Genomic DNA, 20,169 nt, shown 5'->3' on the forward strand with positions numbered 1-20,169 from the left:
ATTAATTAAAACGATATGTTCGCTCCAATTGTCCAAGTTTTAGATCTTGGGAAAGCTGAATAGTCAATACCGAATGAAGGAATACCATTCAACGATTTGTTTGTACTTACTTCAGGGTCTTGTCCGCTGTACTTAGTGAAAGTCATTAGGTTTTGACCTGTCAAGTATAATCTTAAACTTTGAATTGATTTAAGACCCGTAGTAGGAACTCTATAACCTAGGTTAAGGTTTTGTAATCTTACAAAATCACCTTTTTCTAAGAATCTTGTAGAAACGTCAGGAGCATTGAATGGGCCTTCTGCAGAACCTACAACATCTTTGGTTACGTTACGACCGTTGCTCAATGAACCTTTAGTAAAGTAAGCATTCGCAGTGTTTGAATAAATATAATTTCCAAAAACACCATTAAAGAATACACTTGCATCAAAGTTACCAAACTTGAAGTTGTTAGTTAAACCAGCCGTAACAGTTGGGTTCGGACTAGCGTTTACGAAAGTTTGGAAGTCACCGTTTGGATAAACAGAAACACCTTCTTTGTCATATCCACCAAACTCTCTTAGGAAAAATGCAAACATTGGTTGACCAGCAGCAAGACGTTGAGCAAATGCTCCCGTTAAACCTTGACCGTTGATTTCACCTGTATCATATACTCCACTAAGGTTTTTAATTAGGTTTTTGTTAAACGCTGCGTTAGCTACAACTTCCCAAGTAAATGCTTTGTTGTCAACTGCTACTACGTTTAATCCTAATTCAACTCCACGGTTTTGAATATCCGTATCTAAGTTTTTCCATGTAAATGGAGTAGGAGCTGGCTGAGCAGAAACTACTTGGAATAATAAGTCTTTTGTATGCTTGTCATAGAATTCGATATTACCCGAAACTCTGTTTCCAGCAAGTGCATAGTCTAAACCAATATTTAACGTTGAAGTAGTCTCCCATTTCAAGTTAGGGTTATTAAACGCTACAGCATTAAGTCCACCACCAGAAATATCAGTAGCACCTTGGTTAGCATTCCAATCTGAATATCTATCTCTTCTATCGTATAGGTTGTGAGGGATATTCTGATTACCCACTAAACCATATCCTACTCTAAGAGCTAAGTCAGAAAATACATTCTTAGGAACGAAGTTTTCTTCGATAAGTTTGTATTTAACTGCACCTGAAGGGAAATATCCATATTTATTGTTACCTCCAAATCTTGTAGAACCATCAATACGTAATGTTCCTGTCAAAAGAACTTTACCCATGTTTAAGTTAAGACGTGTAAAGTAAGACTGTAACTCATCAAAATTTCTATACGAGTTATTTACAACATTACTTGGAGCACTACCACCGTTAGCAGATGCTAAGTTATTAGTCATTACATCTAAATCAGAAGTAGCGAAATTAGCTAAACTTGCATATTTTCCAAAGTTATCAAAGCTTTGGTACGAGTAACCTAACAAAGCGTTTAATGTAGTTTTTCCGAATGAATGATCATATGTGAAATAATTTTCCCAAAGTTTGTTATTCACTTCTACGTCTCTTAAGTAAAGTCTACCAATTCCTAAAACACCGTCAAGAGCTAAATCTTTCGAGAAAGCTGATTTTCTTGAAGAAAGAGATTGGTCAAAACCTAAAACAGTTTTGAATTTCAAACCGTCAATTATTTCTAATTCAGCAGCGATATTACCTAGAGCTCTTAAAGTGTTAGTTCTGTCTTTTGTTAAATTTACGATAGCAACTGGGTTTGGCTCAACAATACCACCTGCTTGGTTGTATGTTTTTCCGTCAGCAGCATATACGCTTCTTGTTGGGTTTGATTTTAAAATCGCTGCCATTAAGTCACCCGTGTAACCAGCGTTGTCAGAAATTGCAATTCCTTTATCTTGGTTGTTTGCAAGGTTTACACTTGAAGTAATGTTCAATTTGTTATTGATAAACTTCTTTCCACCATTAAAACCAACTGAATATCTTTTGATTCCTGAAGTTTCAATAATACCTTGTTGATCTAAATATCCTAAAGTAAAACGATAGTTTCCAGTTGCATCACCACCACCATAAGATAAGTTATGTTGTTGAGTTAGAGCGGTTCTAAATAATTCATCCTGCCAATCTGTATTTCCTCCTTGATTTTGACTTGAGTTAGCGGCCGCAAACTCAGAGGCGTTTAACAAATCATACTTTTTAGTAATAGTACTTGCTCCGAATGAAACTCCGTAGTCTAAAGTACCTTTTCCTTTTCCTTTCTTAGTTGTAATCAAAACCACACCTTGAGCACCACGTGAACCGTAGATAGCAGTAGCAGACGCATCTTTAAGAATGTCAATGCTTTCGATATCAGCTGGGTTTAAGAAGTTTAATGGGTTTTTAGCTGGCTGACGACCAATACCTTGTGAATTTCCGTCGCCTGAAGTGTTGTCAGAAGATAAAGGAACTCCATCAATTACGAATAAAGGTTGGTTACCACCGTATACAGAAGAAGTACCTCTAATACGAACGTTGATACCGCCACCTGGCTCTCCTGAGTTTTGAGTGATTTGCACACCCGCTACTCTTCCTTGCATTAACTGCTCTGGAGAAGTTACGATACCTTTTTGAAAATCTTTAGTTCCAATTGCATTTACAGCACCTGTAGCATCTTTCTTCTTTACAGTACCGTATCCAACTACAACAACTTCTTCAAGTAATGCTGCATCATCAGAAAGAGTAACATTCACTGAAGAACGACCTCCGATAGCAACTTCTTGAGAAGTCATACCAACAAAACTAAATACTAAAGTACCAGTACTTGGAACTCCAGCAATTGTATATTTTCCGTCAAGATCTGTTGCAGCACCTTTGCTAGATCCCTTTAACTGTACGGTTACTCCTGGAAGGCCATCTCCTGCCTTGTCTGTAACTTTACCAGTAACGGTTAGGTCTTGTGCTAAAACTGAGAATGAGAAAAACACTGCAAGTAAAACCAAAATAGAGCTTTTGCTCACTTTTTGATTATTACCAAAGCCGAGGGAAATTCGACCTCCTTGGTAGAATCTGTTCATCATAGGTTAATTGTTTAAAAATTAAAAGTATTTTAATGTGTTGTTCTAGGAAAATGTTATAGATTTCTTTTAAAAATTTGAACCTTTCCAAGAGGCAACTCACAAAACTACAAAAAGAAACTGCTATTATCCAAAAGATTAAAAAAGAAATTTAAATAAAAAAAGTGCCAATTAGACACTTAAAAATTAAATTCATCAATCTTCTAAATCACTTTTTTCATCATATGACAAATATTCTTTGGTCTTTATTTATCTTTGGGAAAGTATAACTTATTGAAATTAAAAATGATCGATTTAGGGGAATTGAGGAGTGAGTTTATTGGGGAGATTTTTACTGACAAAATCATGCGGACACTTTATGCCACAGATGCCTCCGCTTACAGAGAAATGCCCGTAGGAGTGGCTTTTCCTAGCTCTAACCAAGACATAGAAAAACTAATCACTTTTGCAAAAAAACATAAAGTGACCTTAATACCTCGTACTGCAGGCACATCTTTGGCAGGCCAAGTGGTGGGTGCAGGAGTTATTGTGGATGTATCTAAAACTTACAATGAAATACTAGAAATAAACAAAGCTGAAAGCTTCGTTAGATTACAGCCTGCTGTAGTTCGTGACGAACTAAACATGGCCCTAAAACCATACGGACTTTTTTTTGGTCCAGAGACATCTACAGCTAATCGGGCAATGGTGGGTGGCATGGTAGGCAATAATTCGTGCGGATCTAACTCTGTGGTATATGGTAGCACACGCGACCACCTCATGGAAGTACACGGATACCTAAGTGATGGTAGTTTTGTAAGTTTTAAAAATATTAGTAGAAAAGCGTTTTATGAGAAAATAGAGGAAATATCCAAAAAGCCGATTTCAAATAGAAGTTTAGAAGACACCCTTTATTTGGATATTTACACCACCTTATCTCAAAAAGAAAACCAAGACGAAATAAGAAATGAGTTTCCCAAAAGGAGTATTTCGAGACGAAATACGGGCTATGCTATTGATGAACTTTTAGAAACTGCCGTTTTTGATGAAGCATCGAAAGAAGAGTTTAACTTCTGTAAACTAATAGCAGGTTCAGAAGGAACGCTAATGTTTATCACGGAACTAAAACTACACGTTAACCCACTTCCGCCCAAACACCAAGGCGTGATGGCCATCCACTTCAATACCATAGACGAATCACTGCGAGCGAACTTGATTGCCCTCAAGTATTCGCCAAGTGCTGTTGAGCTGATGGATCATTATATACTAGAATGTACCAAGGCCAATAAGGAACAAATGGCCAATAGGTTTTTTGTGGAAGGTGACCCGGGAGCAATACTCTGTGTTGAAATTTCGAGGGAAACTAGAGAAGAGGTAGATCAGATATTTATTGAGTTAAAGGCAGAATTAAACAAATTAAATTTCGGTTACCACTACCCTATATTATACGGTGATGACATCAAAAAAGTCTGGACTTTAAGAAAGGCGGGCTTAGGTCTTCTTTCTAATTTGCCCGGAGACGAAAAAGCTGTAGCGGTTATTGAAGATACCGCGGTAGACGTAAACGACCTACCTGAATTCATCCAAGAATTTAATGAAATCCTTACTAAAAATGGCATGTACAGTGTGCACTACGCCCACGCAGGTTCGGGGGAGTTGCACTTACGACCAATCATTAACCTAAAGACGGTTGAAGGAAACGCTCAGTTTAGATTGATTGCCGAGGAAATCTCTACCTTGGTTAAAAAATACAAAGGATCGCTTTCGGGTGAGCATGGCGATGGTAGGCTTAGAGGAGAGTTTATAAGGCAACAAATAGGCGATAAAAACTACGAGCTCATAAAGGCCCTAAAGAAAACTTGGGACCCTGACAATATATTCAATGCCAACAAAATAGTGGACACTCCTCCAATGGATGAGTTTTTGAGATACACACCAGGCCAACAAACTCCGGAGTTTAAAACCATGTTTAGGTTTAAAGACCAAGACATTTTGCAACATGCCGAGCAATGTAACGGCTCAGGCGACTGCCGCAAGTCTCACTTAAGCGGTGGTACCATGTGTCCTTCTTATATGGCTACTCATAGCGAGAAAGACACCACTAGGGCAAGAGCCAACATATTGAGAGAAACCCTTACCCAATCAGATAAACTAAACCGGTTTGATTCAAAAGAGATAAAGGAAGTATTGGACCTTTGTTTGGTTTGTAAGGCGTGTAAGTCTGAGTGTCCTTCAAATGTGGATATGGCAAAACTCAAGATGGAGTTTATGTACCAATATCAAAAAGAGAATGGAGTGCCTCTTCGTTCAAAAATGATAGGAAACTATCCCAAAATGAACAAATTGGCATCATTGGCACCTTGGGGATACAATTTTATATTTAAAAATAAGCCTTTAAGAAAAATAGCCAACAGCATCGTTGGGTTTCACCCCGACCGAAGCATGCCTTTGCTTTCTAATACGACATTAGAAAAATGGTATAAGAAAAACAGAACTTCGGCTCAAAGCGATAAAAAAGTGTACTTGTTTATTGATGAGTTCACCAACTACAACGATGTAGAGATTGGCAAAAAAGCGGTGGCTCTTTTAAGAAAACTTGGCTATGAAGTTATAGTACCTGAGCATGTGGCTTCGGGAAGGTCTTATTTGTCAAAAGGTATGCTAGACGAGGCAAAAGCCTTGGCAGACAAAAACGTAGGACTATTAGCCGATTTGGTTTCGGACCAAATACCTTTGGTGGGCATAGAGCCAAGTGCTATTTTGACATTTAGAGACGAGTATCCAGAGCTAGTTTCTAAAGACTTAGCCGAAAAAGCAACCAAGCTTGCTAAAAACGCTCTGATGTTTGACGAATTCATTGCAAATGAAATCGATGCGAAGCGTATTTCAAGTGATTTGTTTAAATCTGGCAAAAGGTTAATAAAATTGCACGGCCACTGTCAGCAAAAAGCGGTGAGCTCGTTGGTCTATACCAAAAAAATGCTAACGCTGCCAAAAGGATATGAAGTACAACTTATACCAAGTGGATGCTGCGGTATGGCGGGTTCGTTTGGTTATGAAAAAGAGCACTATGACATTTCAATGAAAATCGGAGAGTTGGTGTTATTCCCAACGGTGAGAAGTCAGGCCGACGATGTGATTATAGCTGCACCGGGCACAAGCTGCCGTCACCAAATTCATGATGGCACTGGCAAAAACGCTCAGCACCCTATAGAAATATTGTTTGAGGCCTTGGCCTAAAAGCTAAAAAACCAAAGTAAGGAGTTTACACTTCTTACTTTGGTTAAACTTATACCTATATTTATTACTTAGCATTCGCTAAATTTTCTTTTTCTATCGGCTTTAATAATCATATCAACTCCCGCTCCTATTAGCAATATTGGCCATAACTCAAAAATACTGTTTACATTAAACTGATTGAGGATACTTGGGTTGTAGAAATAAAACGCTACAAAACTCCAGATAGCTCCACCAAAGAATCTTCCTTTTGCAAAACTGCTAATTGCAAAAAACACAAAGATTAGTTTCCAACTTAAAATTTCTACTGGGAAATGAAAGTTTAGAAAATGAAAGTTATCCATTAAAAAGAAACCTCCGAAAGCAATTAAAACTACTGCTAATAAAACCGATTTGTTGTTATCTCTATTTTTCATATTGTTTGTTTTTTTCTTCAAAACTATACATGATTTACATGTTAGGTAAGCAAAATTCTATAGAACAAGGGTTTAACTCGTTGAACGTTTATTTTTTACCGATAAACGGAAAACAAATGTTCGATGGATTGTATTAAGTTGATTAAAACTATGCGTAATTAAATATTTGCAGAAATTTTTAATCGAAAATTGACTTAAATCAATTTGGGTAGTGTAAAATTGAGGCTTACATTTGCAACCCGAAAAATAAAGAGACGATGATAAGTGCAGCAGGGTACCTAGAAGTAAACACGACGAGTTCTGACGACAGGCCTATATATATATCTGGTAGTTTTTGTGATTGGAATCCAAACCACCCGGACTACAAAATGAAAAAAGTGAGCGATGGCAAATACCAATTGCCGTTTGAGCAACTTGTAAAGATTGACAATCCTTTAGAGTATAAATATACCAAAGGTGGCTGGGATCATGTGGAACTCGATATTTTTGGAAACCCAATAAACAATAGGATTCTCGAGTTTAAGAAAACTCCTAAAGTAGACTTTGTGCCCCTTTGGAGACAAAACGGCTACACGCCCTTTGTGGCTGAAAACCTTCCTATAATAGAAGAGGACGAAGTGGAGTTTCCTCAACTTCAGAAAACTCGAAAAATAAGCATTTTATTGCCCGGAGACTATTACAGCAAACCTGATAAAAGTTACCCCGTATTATATATGCACGACGCCCAAAACCTATTTGGCGAAGGCTCTAAATATGGAAATTGGGAGATAGATAGAAGACTTTCGCTTCTCAAAAGCCAAGGAATATCTGATGTGATAGTGGTAGCCATAAATCATGGTGAAGAAGACCGCCAAGTGGAGTTTTCGCCTTATAAAAACAGAGTAAAAGGCCAAGGAATGCGATACGCGACTTTTATAGTACGCAATCTGAAACCTTTGATTGACAAAAAATATAGGACCCTCCCCGAAAGGCAACACACCGGCATAGGCGGTAGCTCAATGGGCGGGCTGATAAGTATTTACACCGGCATGATGTACCCTGAAACTATCGGGAGGCTGATGGTTTTATCGCCGGCACTGTGGACATCGCCCAAAATATATTTTGACGCTGTGGAGTTTTTTAATCCATTAGATACCAAAATCTACATATATGGTGGTGGAAAAGAAAGCGAAAGCATGCTGCCCAATATAGAAAAGTTAAAAAACACTATAGAAACGCAAGGTTTTGCTTCTAATAAAATTCAGATAAAAGCAGAAATAGACCCATTGGGCGAGCACAACGAAAACCGCTGGGGACAGGAGTTTCCGAAGGCGTTAAACTGGCTGTACGCCTAAGTTATTTTCCAGACCAAAATGGATTGCCTGCTTCTATGAAGGCTATTTTGGTTTGGGGATAAAGTTTCTGTAGCCAAGCCTGAAAATATACCATGCCCGCCTCCTCAGAATCAGCATGCCCCATAACTATTAAGGCTTTGTTTTGGCCAAGAGTTTGGGCGTCTTGAAAGTAAGGCACGGTTTCCCACTCGTTGCTTTCTCCAACTATTAAGAGGTCGCAGTTTGTTTCTTTCAAAACTTTAAAGTGCGTATCTGTGCCTGCAGCTCCTAAGGCTAAACCTACTTTTGAGATTTTCATGTTGGGGTCACCCACTACACGAATGGTTTTACCTCCCGACTTTTGTTGCAATTCTTTAACAAATTGACCAAGGGTAGTCTGTGGCATTACGAATGACTTACTTCCTGGTGTCCAATACTTTCGCCAGCCCATTTTGTCTACTACGCCTTCATATATTTGGTCAGGAAAAGTGCTGTGCTGATGATCATGAAATCTAAAAATAATCATATTGTTATCCTCAATGAACTTGACCTTAGCGAGCTGAACGGGGTCGGCTTCATGAATTTTTAAATCATCGTAATGCGAATAAAAAGTAGGCTCGTGGGTAATCACAAAATTGCACCCTTGGGCTTTTGCTTTTTGTAAAACAGCCAATGTAGACATAAACGTGACGGCTATTCCGGTGACTTTGGTTTCGCCATTTCCGTAGATGATTACGTCGCGAGTGGGTTCTTTCCAAGATGCCGTTACGTTCGCTTTTATCTTTTCGATAACTTGATTGGCCGTGAGTACTTCTTGTGCATAGTTAATTGAATTAAAACCAATTACAAGGAACAAGGTTAATATTTTAGTTTTCAAATTCATGGCTTTAAGCGATAGGATTAAATAAAAAAACGTTCTTTTTTTAAGAGCACAAATCTCGCAGCAGGGATAGGAGTATTGTTTGAGCTCCTTTGTGTGCTGGCCTCAGCCGCACACAAAGAGCGAGTACGGATAGCCCGCCCGGCTGCCCAAAAAATTAATGCACGTGATAGACATCTACCAGTTTTTTGACCTCCTCAAAAGTGCGAGTTGGTTTTTGGTAAGGTGCCGCCACGGGCATTTGACTAAACTTCTGAAAGTACAATACTGAGGCGTCTCTCCACCATAGAGCTTCTTTGAGTTGGGTTTTGAGTCTTGCTTCTACGTTTTCGAAGGTTTCTTCGTCTACTTTTCCTTTTACTTTTGCCCATTCGGCTTGCATTTTTTCAACTGATTTTACGCCTTCGTAGTAGCGTGAGACCATCTCATCCCACACGGTGCGGCCGGAAGAAAGTTTCTTGTCCCATGCCACATGGTGAAACCAAAGGAGGTATTCAAGCGGACAGGTGTCTACATTTTCATATAATTTTCTTAGCTCAGGTTGGTATTGCTGTAGCGTTTTTGAGCCTGTATTGGTTCTGTCAAAACCTATTCCCGAGGCATCTGCTTTGTGGTAATAAAGGGCGGTCCAGTCGGGCCTTGGGGCTTTGCTCACCCACGGCTCGGGGCCAAAATGGTGGCTCTCGCCCATGACATGGTGCAAGCCCAGCGGATTGGTATAATTGACATAAATCTCGCGGCTGTTTAGCATAAGATTCACAATAGTTTTCTGACTTTCGGCGTCGGTATTGAAGGTCAACTTCACCCATTCTTCTGCTATTTGTTTAGAGGTGTTGTTTGGATTCCAGGCGAGCTTACCAAGAGCAAACCAGTTTGCCTGAGCCATGGGGTGGCCTGTCCAATTGCGGTCAGAGCCTGTGTTTGCCACACCTACCATGGAGGTTATGGGGTAATTGAAGGTTTTGCCCATGATGACATCCGCCACAGTGTTGCCCTTGCCTGTGGCGTAGGTGTCTGTTTGGAGGTTTTCTTCAAACATAGGAGCCTCATAAACCCAGTGAGTAGCCCAGCCGAGATACTCCTGCGTGAGCTGAAATTCCATAGAAACGGGCGTCTTTTGCATGGCCCCAAAAAGTGGGGAAATAGGCTCCCGTACTTGAAAATCTATCGGTCCGTTTTTGACTTGAATGATTACATTTGACATAAACTTGCCATCAAAAGGCTTAAATTCGTTATATGCCGCAGCAAATCGATCGCCGTTGGGGTCGGCGTTATACACAAAAGCCCTCCAAATAACCAACCCGTGGTGCGGAGCCATGGCTTCAGCAAGCATATTGGCACCGTCTACGTGGGTGCGTCCGTAGTCCATCGGGCCAGGTTCGCCCTCTGAATTTGCTTTTACTAAAAAGCCACCGAAGTCCGGAATCAGCTCATAAATTTCATCTGCTTTTTGTTTCCACCATGCCCTTACTTCGGGGTCAAGTGGATCGGCAGTTTTGAGGCCACCGATGATTTTTGGCGAGGCAAAATTTACGGACATGTATACCTTGATATGGTATGGGCGATACACGTCAGCAAGGGCTTTTACTTTTCCCAAATACTCGCTTGTGATAAAGCGTGCCGAAGCATTTACGTTGTTGAGAACAGTGCCGTTTATGCCAATCGAGGCATTGGAACGGGCATATGCAATATATCTTGGATCTATTCTTTCGGGCAGTTCGTACCATTTCCACATAGACATGCCGGCATAGCCACGCTCTATGGTGCCGTTGTTATTGTCCCAATGGTTGAGCATTCTGAGCTGAATTTTGGGCGAGGACTTGATGTCTAAACTTGTGATAGACTCCTCTTGCTGAAGTAGTTGTATAAATGCAAAAGTACCATACAATAACCCTTGGGTAGTATTTGCCTGAATGACCGAATGCTTGTTTATGGTCTTAATTTCATATGCCTCTGGTTTTTTATCTGCGATGGTTGAAATCTCTAAGGTGACTCCATAAAGCGTAGCGGCCAATGTTTTAGATACTTTGGGGGTGATGCCCAACATGCCCTGAGAAGCCATTTTGAGCTCTTCTAAAATCACGACCAAGGTAGGGTCCTGCTCAAGTTTTACCTCAATATTAGCCAAGCGGGCGGCGTAAGCTTTTCGTTTGGTTTCGTTTTTGACTTTATCGTATTTTAGCCATAGTCGGTAGCCATCGTCAGCGAAGGTGGCAAAAGAAAATATGCTCAATGTGAGCAAAAGTAAGATTCTCATAAGTATTATTGGTTGAATAATAACAAATATCGAAAGAAATGCGGAAAGATATGTGTCTTTTGGACAATTATTTGAATGTTGTAGAAAACTTAGAAAACCATTCTCTACAATCTTCTAAATTTGATTCTCCAGATGCTATTTTAATAATAAAAACGGTTAAAGTTTCATTTGTAACTTCTTGGTTTAAATCAAAACCATTCATGTTTAGAAAGACTAAACTTGCACCCAAACCAGTCCTTTTATTACCATCACTGAAAATATGATTGCAAATAATATTGTAACAATAAAGTGCAGCTTTGTCTGTAACTGTTGGATAAAGTGGTTGGCCAAACATCTCCGCATTGACGGCATCCACTAGGTAATCAAGATTTTCTTCATGAAGAAAATTACTCGGTGGCACAAAATTACCTCCGTGCTTAAATACAGTCTCCTTATTTATTCTAACAATTTGATTTTTAGACAAATACTTCATGCTAAAGCCTTAAATGTTTCATCAAAGCGATCGAAATTGTTCTTAAGCAACACATCAAAATCAACCTCCTTTTCAGTTATCATCTCGGCTAAGATTTCTCTCACTATATCTTTTAAAACGGAATGTTCTTCTTTAATTAACTCCCTGAGTGTTTCTTTCAGTGTTGCTTTTTCTGCTGTACTCATCATAATTTTATGTTTTTAAAATAAAATTTAATTTATAGTCAAATATACCAAAATCCTCACAATACCAAAAGCCCCTGCTCACGCATGGTTTGCATGGCTTTGGACTGCCAAAAGAGCTCAAAGTGCTCGAAGGTTTGTTCGTAGGAGTTCTTTAAAACGCCCAGGGTTATCGGCTTGGTATTTTGTACGTTGAGGACCTCTAATTTTTCTAAAAACCATTGGCCTTTTTGTATTTCCATGTTTATTGAAAACGACTCCGTTTTTTCGTGGAATTCGAGATGTAGTTGTTGCCCTCGTTTGGTTTTTACTTCGCTTACGGTTGGCTCATTTCCTATCCAAACTACTTTTGCGTTGGGTTTTGAGAGGCTCACGTCATCTTCTTCTAAACAGTTGGCGATGAAGTCGGGCGGAATCTGGGTTTTAGGTATTTTGAAATCAAACCAGTCTTGAAGTGGAAACTCAAAACATAGGCCATGCATATAATTAAAGAGCGATTTCTTTAAACCAAAACTAAACTTGTCGTGGTTGAGTCCGGTTTTGTCGGTAAACTGCACGTCATTATTTGCAAACCCAATTGGCTTAATATCAGGCAATACGCCAAAAGCCTCCGGGTTTAAACCCACAGGACTGTGAGCCGTAAGGGCAAACTGATGCCAAAAACCAGACTGCACAATTCCGAGTTCAAAAAGCTGTCGAACCATCTCTAAGCTGTCCACAGTTTCTTGGACCGTTTGTGTGGGGTATCCATACATCAAATAGGCATGCACCATGATGCCCACTTGCGTGAAGTTTCTAGTCACTTGGGCTACTTGCTCCACCGTAACGCCTTTGTCTATCAAAGCCAAAAGTCGGTCAGAAGCCACCTCCAAACCTCCCGAAACGGCTATACATCCCGAGGTTTTGAGCAAAGCACACAAGTCCAATGTAAAACTCTTTTCAAAACGGATATTGGTCCACCAAGTTACCACAAGCCTCCTTCTGAGAATCTCTAGTGCTACCTCTCGCATAAGTGCGGGCGGTGCGGCTTCGTCTACAAAGTGAAAGCCCGTTTCGCTCGTTTGGGCAATGAGCTCCTCCATGCGATCTACCAATACACGGGCCGCAATAGGCTCATAAAGCTTAATATAGTCGAGCGAGATGTCGCAAAAGGTGCATTTACCCCAGTAGCAACCGTGAGCCATCGTTAGCTTATTCCATCGGCCGTCAGACCAAAGGCTGTGCATCGGATTGGCTATCTCTATGACTGATATGTAGCGGTCAAGCGTCAGATCTGAATAGTCGGGCGTGCCTACTTCAGCGTGTTTATAGTCTGAAAGTATGCTGTCATTTTTATACACCACGGCACCGTTTTCCAATACAAAAGTCCGTTTATATTTCCCTGGCTCAGGCGATTTTGAAGTCAATAGTTCTATTGGGCGTTCGCCGTCGTCGAGGCAGATGAAGTCAAAAAACTCAAATACCCGCACATCTGTTAAGCTTCGTAGCTCAGTATTGGCAAAGCCCCCTCCCATCACAATTTTGATATCGGGATACTGCCTTCTGATATATTGAGCACAGCGAAAACCCGCATATAAATTACCCGGAAAAGGCACAGAAAAACACACCAAACTTGGCTGATTTTCTTGTATAGTTTTATCTAAAAGTTTCAGGCTGATTTCATCAATAAAAGTGGGCGACTGCCCCAAATGTGCATACAGTTCGTCAAACTGATTGGCACTGCGGCCCAAGCGTTCGGCGTAGCGACTAAAGCCAAAGTGCTCATCCAGCGTAGCCACAAAAAAATCAGAGAGGTCTTCGAGGTATAGCGTAGCGAGGTGTTTGGCCTTGTCTTGCATGCCCATGTTGCCAAATGCCCACGCCATGTCGTCTAACTGATTAAACCGTGATGCCTGAGGCAAAAAACTACCTCCACATATCTGCCGAGCTAGGTTTGGGCTTTTGCCTTGCAAAAACTTGATGACCTCCGCCACTGTCATCAGATAGTCATTTTTTAATCCAAAAATACGCTGAATATTCGGCTCGCAAGCTGCTATTTTGGGTGCTGCTTGTTCAAAAATCTGAGCCAAGATTTCGGGAGAAAAGATCTCTAAGATAACCTCTATGCCCAAGTCCATCTGAAACGCTCCGACGCCCTTGGTATTCAGAAAACCCTTTAAATAGGCCGTGGCCGGATACGGAGTATTCAGCTGGGTAAAAGGAGGCGTAATCAATAAAAGCTCTTTCAAAATCAGGTATTTTTTCAACAAAAATAAGGAATTAAATCAAGAGCAAAACAGATTTTAATTTTACCCCAATCGCATATTTTTAAAAGTCAAAAACTCAAGCCTTCCTATTTAGTGCTGTTTTTCGGCTTTTAGTTCATCACGCAAAATCTGGTTTACATCTACTTTGGCACCTTTAAGCACATACACCGCCGAGCCGTATTCCCTAGCGAAGGCATCGTTAACCTCTCCTATTTTTATAACTTCCTCAAACATCGGTGTCTCGCGTTTTCGTTCTTTGTCTGAGTCATTTGGGTCTTGTACCAATATTACGTGTACTATTTTTCGGTCTAAATCAAACCAATTGAGGTAGTCGCCACTAAACGAAACCGCTTCGCTGTGCTTGTTTTTTGAGTAAAAGTTTATGGCCCCGGCTTCTCCATAATTATCACATAAGATGAGCGTGTATTCATTTTCGGGCAGCAGCAAAGAGGCACTGCCTACCAAAGCGGCCAAAGGTTTCCAACCCAACATATCGGCGAAGTCCTGCGGCAGGGTGTGCTCCTTGCCATCTTCCCATTTGGCCAAGCCGTATTTTTTATATTTGGGCAAAATCTTATCTAAATCTTTTGGGCCATAAATGGGAAATGCTACTCTAAAAATCAAAGCAAAAAATAAAACCGGAAATACCACCAATGCAGGTCTCAGCCATACTTTTTTAGTGGCTTTCAAGATACCTTCAAAAAACACAGCACCAAAAGCATAAAAGACTGGATACAAACCAAATGCATAGTAACCTTTGGCTTTGAGGTATACATAAACCGCCATGGTAATCAAGTAAGTCAGCACCAAAAAACGGTAGGTTTTAAATGGTTTATATACCAAAAGGGCCACAAAGGCTCCCAAAATCAACAAAATAGAGCCGATCACAAACATAAGTTGCTCCACAAGGAAGCTGAGCCTACTCTGATTAACTAATTGACTTTCAGTCAACTGTTTCATATGGTGAAGCACCGGAAAGTCGTTTTGAAGCTGCCACAACACATTGGGTAATATCAGTAAAAACGCCATCAGAATGGCCAAATAAAATTCTTTTTTGAGGAATACTACGCGGTGCTTAGAAACAGCCAAGGCGGGCAACAAGCCGATCAACAAAAACACGATGTTATACTTATTCAGAAAGCCCAAAGCAAATGCCGCAGCCAAATAATATAGCCACTTTGACTCTTCAGAGTTGAGGTATTTGATAAGAAAATAAAAGCAGGCCGTCCATGCCAAAATATCGAACGAATTTGGCTGATAGAGCATGTTCATTCTCACAAAACCCGAAAACACAAATGTGGTGGCCGCCAACACCTGAGCAAAAACGCCGCCCTTGAGTGCTTCCACGGTTTTCCAAATCAGCACCATCGTAAGCACCCCAAACAAAGCAGGAAAAAACTTAACCCAAAACTCGGAATTGCCCAACTGAAATATGAGCCACGACACCCACGACGTAAGCGGCGGCACCGAAGTATATCCCCAAGCCAAATGATGGGCCTGGTCGAGGTGCAAGTACTCGTCTCGATGCAACTGAAACTCAGGAGCAATCACCTGATACTGAAGCAAAAATTTGACAAAAACAAAAAGCAGCAGCAGCCCGTATTTTTTAATCATAGCTTTTAAATAAAAATCAAACTTAAAATTCTTTCCGAACTAATGCATTGTAATTGTGATAAATGGCGAAAGATTTAAAGGCAAAAACTATGTACTTATGTGGTCAAAATAAACTTCGAGTCTTAAACACATAGGCATCATAGCCATTCAAATGCTATATTTTTCACATAGAACGCATAGTTTACTTTCCTTATAAACCTTTGTATCTACATGGTATTCCCTATTGTGAACTATGTGGTCAAAAAAAACTTCGAATCTTAAACCCATAGGCATCATAGCCATTCACACCCTATATTTTTCACATAGAACGCATAGCCTTCTTTCCTTAAAAACTATGTGTCTATGTGGTATTTCCTATTGTGAACTATATGCTCAAAAAAAACTCGATTCTTAAACACATAGGCATCATAGCCATTCAAACCCTATATTTTTCACATAGAACGCATAGCCTTCTTTCCTTGAAACCTTTGTACCTATGTGGTATTCCCTATTGTGATCTATGTGGTCAAAAAACTTCGACGCCTAAACACATAGGCTTCATAGCCATTCAAACCCTATATTTTTCACATAGAACGCATAGCCTTCTTTCCTTAAAAACTATGTGCCTATGTGGTATTCTCTATTGTGTACTATGTGGTCAAAAAACGTAGCACAAAAAGGCATGAAATACATAAATTCTAAATATCTTGCTTGTATGAATCAGAAAAGAAGGACATTTTTAAAAAGTGGCTTGGCCTTAGGTGCATTTGGCATCGAAACAGATAAAAGCTGGAATGAGGAAATAAAAACCATCGTGTTTCAGGGAGATTCTATCACAGACGGCAACCGAACCCGAAACCAAGACTGGAACCACCTCATGGGCCACGGCTACGCCAACAATGTGGCCAGCAAACTGTGGCTCAAATACCCCGAAAAACAACTGACCATATATAACCGAGGCGTGAGTGGCAACAAAATAACCGACCTCCAAAACCGCTGGCAAGAAGACACCCTAGCCCTAAAACCTGACCTGATATCGATATTGGTGGGTGTAAATGACCTCGAAGCATACCTCAAAGGCAGCCAAGCAGACGCAGCCCCAAACTTTGAGCAACACTACCGCAACCTACTCACCCAAACCAAAGCCGCACTGCCAAACGTAAAACTGGTACTCTGCGAGCCCTTTGTGCTGCCCGTGGGCCGAGTAAAAGACAAATATGAGGAATACCAAAAAGAACTAAAACCAAGGCAACAAATAGTCAAAAAACTAGCCCAAGAGTTTGGAGCCCTACACGTACCTTTCCAAGAGCTATTTACCAAAGCTACCCAAAAAGCAGCCCCCAACTACTGGATTTGGGACGGCATACACCCCATGCCCGCCGGACACGAAATGATGGCCTTGGAGTGGCTTAGGGTTGTGGGGAGGTAGTTATCCAACAGATAACTTTGCAGAATCTTTCCATAAATAATTTGGCATAGGTTCATTTAACTCCCACTTTATACTCATTGGCTTTGCTCCCTCATTTTCTTTAAAGTTTGCTTCTCCTATAAAAACATAACCCATTGTATTTCCATACTCATCTTTTGACCTTTCTCTAATAAATAGAAGTATTTTCTTATCTGTTTCTTTTTGTGTTATATATGATTTACCTCTACCAACTTCAGGCCTAGAAGAATTTTGGCTTTGCCAATGAAATAATGTTTCGCTTATGGCATAATCATCATACATAGTCGTGGGAGAAAAATCCTCTTCTGACTTTACTAAATCGACAAAAAGAACCTCAGTATTTAATTCTTTATTTTCTGCACATCCTTCTCTATTTGAAGATTTTTTTTGAAAAGTACTTAATCCGAAAGCAGCTAAAATTTGATCACGCGTATATCTAGCATGAACTTTTAAAGGTTGAACATATGGTAACTTAATATCTAATTCTAAAAAATCAATTTTATCAATTACGATTTCTAAAACCTCAATTATTTCATTTACCAAAAGTTTATTTTTCCCAATTTCTTGAATACTCTCCTCTAAAGTACCATTTTCACCTTGTTTCTGCCAAATATCATAGTGTAACATTAAAAGCATAATTTGCTCACTTTCAGAATATTCAGTTACTTTAATTTTAAAGTCCTTTTTAGCTAAACTTAAAATGAATTTAAAATAAGTAAGAGACCTTGTAGAAAGCCATTTATTTGAAATAGCTCCATAAATCTCTTTTTCATTTTTAATCTCATAATCATCAATTACACCCGCTTTTTGGCAAAGCCTTGACCAATTATCTTTTTTATAAATTAATTCAATCGGTATATTATTAAATTCTATAAAGTTTTTTAATGTCAATGGCAAAATTGTTTGATGCTTATAATTCCTAATTTTGCTAATCAACTGATTGACATTTAATGAGGTAGCTCTTTTTATGTTTTCTAGAATTACTTCTTTTGCTTTTTTCTCTAAAACAATTGAGCAACCAAGTGGTAAATGTGGAAATCCAGTTTCAATTTCTTTCTCCACGGAGCTTTTTGTTTTACCTATTAAAGCTCTAAACTTACTTTCAAAATCGTATTCTGGTCTTGAATTTCCAACAAAATCAAGCACCGTTAAACAATCCTTTCCTTCAGCTAATCTTAAACCTCGACCTAGTTGCTGCAAAAATACAGTTAAACTTTCTGTGGGTCTTAAAAACAATACTGTATCGATTTCTGGAATATCAACTCCTTCATTAAATATATCTACTACAAAAAGATAGTTAAAATCTTTATTTTTAAACTTTTGCCTAATAGTATCTCTTTCTCCAGAATTTTTGCTAGTTAAGTAATTTGCTTTTAGACCTGCTAAATTAAATTTCTCAGTCATAAATACTGCATGCTCTATTGAGACGCAAAAACCAATTGCTCTAACGTCACCTAAGTCTAAGGTATATTTATCTAAACTGTTAATTATTTGAGTAATACGAATATCATTTTTTGTATAAATTTTATCTAATTCACTAACTACATACCTTCCTTTTTCCCACTTCACATTAGAAAGATCAATATTATCCGTAACTCCGAAATATTGAAAAGGGCAAAGTAGTTTTTTATTTAAAGCTTCTGGAAGTCTTATCTCTGCAGCTATTCGATTACAAAAATCTACTAATATATCTTCATTATCCATTCTCTCTGGAGTTGCGGTTAATCCAAGTAGTATTTTTGGATTAAAATAATTAAGTATGGGTCTATAAGAATTTGCAGCTATATGATGAACTTCATCTATTATAATAAAATCATAATATTCGGGACTAAGGTTTAAACCTTTTATTCTATTATTCAAAGTTTGAACAGATGCAAAAACAAACTCATTATTTGATGGTTCAATTCCATCTACCCACAGTTCTCCAAAATTATTATCTTTTAATACTCCTTGAAAAGTAGACATTGCTTGTTGTAAAATCTCTTTTCTATGTGCCACAAAAAGTAACCTCGAAGATTTATTCTTTAATCTAAAATTTTTATAATCAAAAGCAGATATCACAGTTTTCCCTGTACCGGTTGCAGCTACAATTAAGTTTTTAAACCTATTATGAATGGTTCTTTCTACTTCTAGTTTTTCTAATATTTCATTTTGATAAGCAAACGGCTTGATATCAAAAAAAGTAGTTGCAGGAGAATACTCTTTCGAAAACTTACCCTGTTTCAAAGCTGTCTTCAGTTTTTCTGAATGAATTTGATTATTAAAGGTTTCAAACTCTGTGTTTTGCCAGTATGATTCAAATGTTTTTTTGAATTTATCAATAATGTGACCAACTTCGTTTGTTGTAATTTTAAGATTCCATTCTAAGCCATTAGTTAATGCCGATCTAGAAAAATTTGAAGAGCCGATATAACCGGTATGAAAGCCAGTATTCCTTATGAATAAATATGCTTTTGCATGTAACCTTTCATTGCTTGTATTGTATGAAACTTTGATTTCAGTATTTTCAAGTTTTGACAAAAACTCAACAGCCTTTAAATCTGTCGCTCCAACATAAGTAGTAGTTATAATTCTTAACTTTCCTCCTCTTTTTGTAAATTTAACTAGTTCATTTTCTAAAATCCTTATTCCAGGCCATTTTATAAATGAAACAAGTAAATCAATCCTATCAGAAGACAATATCTCTTTTCTTAATTCACTTTCTAAAGTTGTACCGGTATTTCCCCCTGTAAAAAGTTCACTATGAATTAACCTTGTAAATGGTGTAATTTCCTTTAGTCTCAAATCTAAATCCGTAAAATGTGCATCTATTTTAGAAAACACAGCCTTTAAAATTCTACCCTCAGAGGAGACTAAATCATCTTCTAACTCATTTTTTTTTAATTCTGCACTTAGAAAATAAATTAATTTGTTGGCTATTTCTATTTGTTGTTCAACAGCATTATCTCCTGATATTAAACTCAAAATATGTTTTACAGTTTTACCTATATGCCTAGAGAGTATTTGTGCGGCTTCAGCCTTGTCAATTTTAGACTCATTTATATAGTAACTGTCTTTATCCAACTCATTGATTTTTAAAGAAACAAGTTTTGTTACTAACTCTTCATAAATTCCTTCGAACATG

At 38.7% G+C, this 20,169-nt stretch carries 12 protein-coding genes; 3 read left to right on the forward strand and 9 right to left on the reverse strand.

The genetic code is table 11. The annotated features are described in order from the left end of the window. Positions 1–5 precede the first annotated feature (5 nt). Entirely contained in the window at positions 6–3,026 is a 3,021-nt protein-coding gene (locus tag ACFOOI_RS13210) for a SusC/RagA family TonB-linked outer membrane protein (RefSeq protein WP_379838451.1), read from the reverse strand. A 282-nt stretch (positions 3,027–3,308) separates the two neighbouring features. On the opposite strand from ACFOOI_RS13210, the gene ACFOOI_RS13215 reads away from it, so the two are divergent. Next, positions 3,309–6,242, forward strand: a complete 2,934-nt coding sequence (locus tag ACFOOI_RS13215) for an FAD-binding and (Fe-S)-binding domain-containing protein (RefSeq protein WP_379838452.1) — start codon at positions 3,309–3,311, stop codon at positions 6,240–6,242. Positions 6,243–6,310: 68 nt separating this feature from the next. On the opposite strand, the gene ACFOOI_RS13220 is transcribed toward ACFOOI_RS13215, so the two are convergent. Next, complete coding sequence (locus ACFOOI_RS13220) at positions 6,311–6,655, reverse strand: LiaF transmembrane domain-containing protein (RefSeq protein WP_379838453.1); 345 nt, start codon at positions 6,653–6,655, stop codon at positions 6,311–6,313. 257 nt (positions 6,656–6,912) lie between these two features. Between ACFOOI_RS13220 and ACFOOI_RS13225 the strand changes: the two genes are divergently transcribed. Continuing rightward, positions 6,913–7,989: an alpha/beta hydrolase gene (locus tag ACFOOI_RS13225; RefSeq protein WP_379838454.1), complete on the forward strand. Its 1,077-nt coding sequence runs from the start codon at positions 6,913–6,915 to the stop codon at positions 7,987–7,989. Position 7,990: 1 nt separating this feature from the next. On the opposite strand, the gene ACFOOI_RS13230 is transcribed toward ACFOOI_RS13225, so the two are convergent. The 6 genes from ACFOOI_RS13230 to ACFOOI_RS13255 all read right to left on the reverse strand — a co-directional run bounded on the left by ACFOOI_RS13230 (position 7,991) and on the right by ACFOOI_RS13255 (position 15,619). After that, positions 7,991–8,851 (reverse strand): Nif3-like dinuclear metal center hexameric protein, encoded by an 861-nt coding sequence (locus ACFOOI_RS13230; protein WP_379838455.1) that lies wholly within the window; start codon positions 8,849–8,851, stop codon positions 7,991–7,993. A 154-nt stretch (positions 8,852–9,005) separates the two neighbouring features. After that, a complete protein-coding gene (locus tag ACFOOI_RS13235; protein WP_379838456.1) occupies positions 9,006–11,105 on the reverse strand; it encodes an alpha-glucuronidase family glycosyl hydrolase in 2,100 nt (699 codons plus the stop codon). 67 nt (positions 11,106–11,172) lie between these two features. After that, entirely contained in the window at positions 11,173–11,577 is a 405-nt protein-coding gene (locus ACFOOI_RS13240; protein ID WP_379838457.1) for a type II toxin-antitoxin system death-on-curing family toxin, read from the reverse strand. Further along, positions 11,574–11,765 carry a hypothetical protein gene (locus tag ACFOOI_RS13245; RefSeq protein WP_379838458.1) on the reverse strand — a complete coding sequence of 64 codons (192 nt, stop codon included), beginning with the start codon at positions 11,763–11,765 and terminating at the stop codon, positions 11,574–11,576. The genes ACFOOI_RS13240 and ACFOOI_RS13245 overlap by 4 nt, the downstream gene beginning before the upstream one ends. 53 nt (positions 11,766–11,818) lie before the next feature. Then, complete coding sequence (locus ACFOOI_RS13250) at positions 11,819–13,990, reverse strand: B12-binding domain-containing radical SAM protein (protein ID WP_379840222.1); 2,172 nt, start codon at positions 13,988–13,990, stop codon at positions 11,819–11,821. Positions 13,991–14,095: 105 nt separating this feature from the next. Then, a complete protein-coding gene (locus ACFOOI_RS13255; protein WP_379838459.1) occupies positions 14,096–15,619 on the reverse strand; it encodes a glycosyltransferase family 39 protein in 1,524 nt (507 codons plus the stop codon). A 607-nt stretch (positions 15,620–16,226) separates the two neighbouring features. Here ACFOOI_RS13255 and ACFOOI_RS13260 point away from each other — a divergent pair. Next, a complete protein-coding gene (locus ACFOOI_RS13260; protein WP_379838460.1) occupies positions 16,227–17,027 on the forward strand; it encodes an SGNH/GDSL hydrolase family protein in 801 nt (266 codons plus the stop codon). On the opposite strand, the gene ACFOOI_RS13265 is transcribed toward ACFOOI_RS13260, so the two are convergent. After that, on the reverse strand, positions 17,028–20,168 hold the full coding sequence (locus ACFOOI_RS13265; protein ID WP_379838461.1) for a DEAD/DEAH box helicase: 3,141 nt from the start codon (positions 20,166–20,168) through the stop codon (positions 17,028–17,030). Between the last annotated feature and the right edge of the window lies 1 nt (position 20,169).

The sequence above is a fragment of the Lacihabitans lacunae genome, assembly GCF_042649125.1.
Lineage (GTDB): Bacteria > Bacteroidota > Bacteroidia > Cytophagales > Spirosomataceae > Leadbetterella > Leadbetterella lacunae.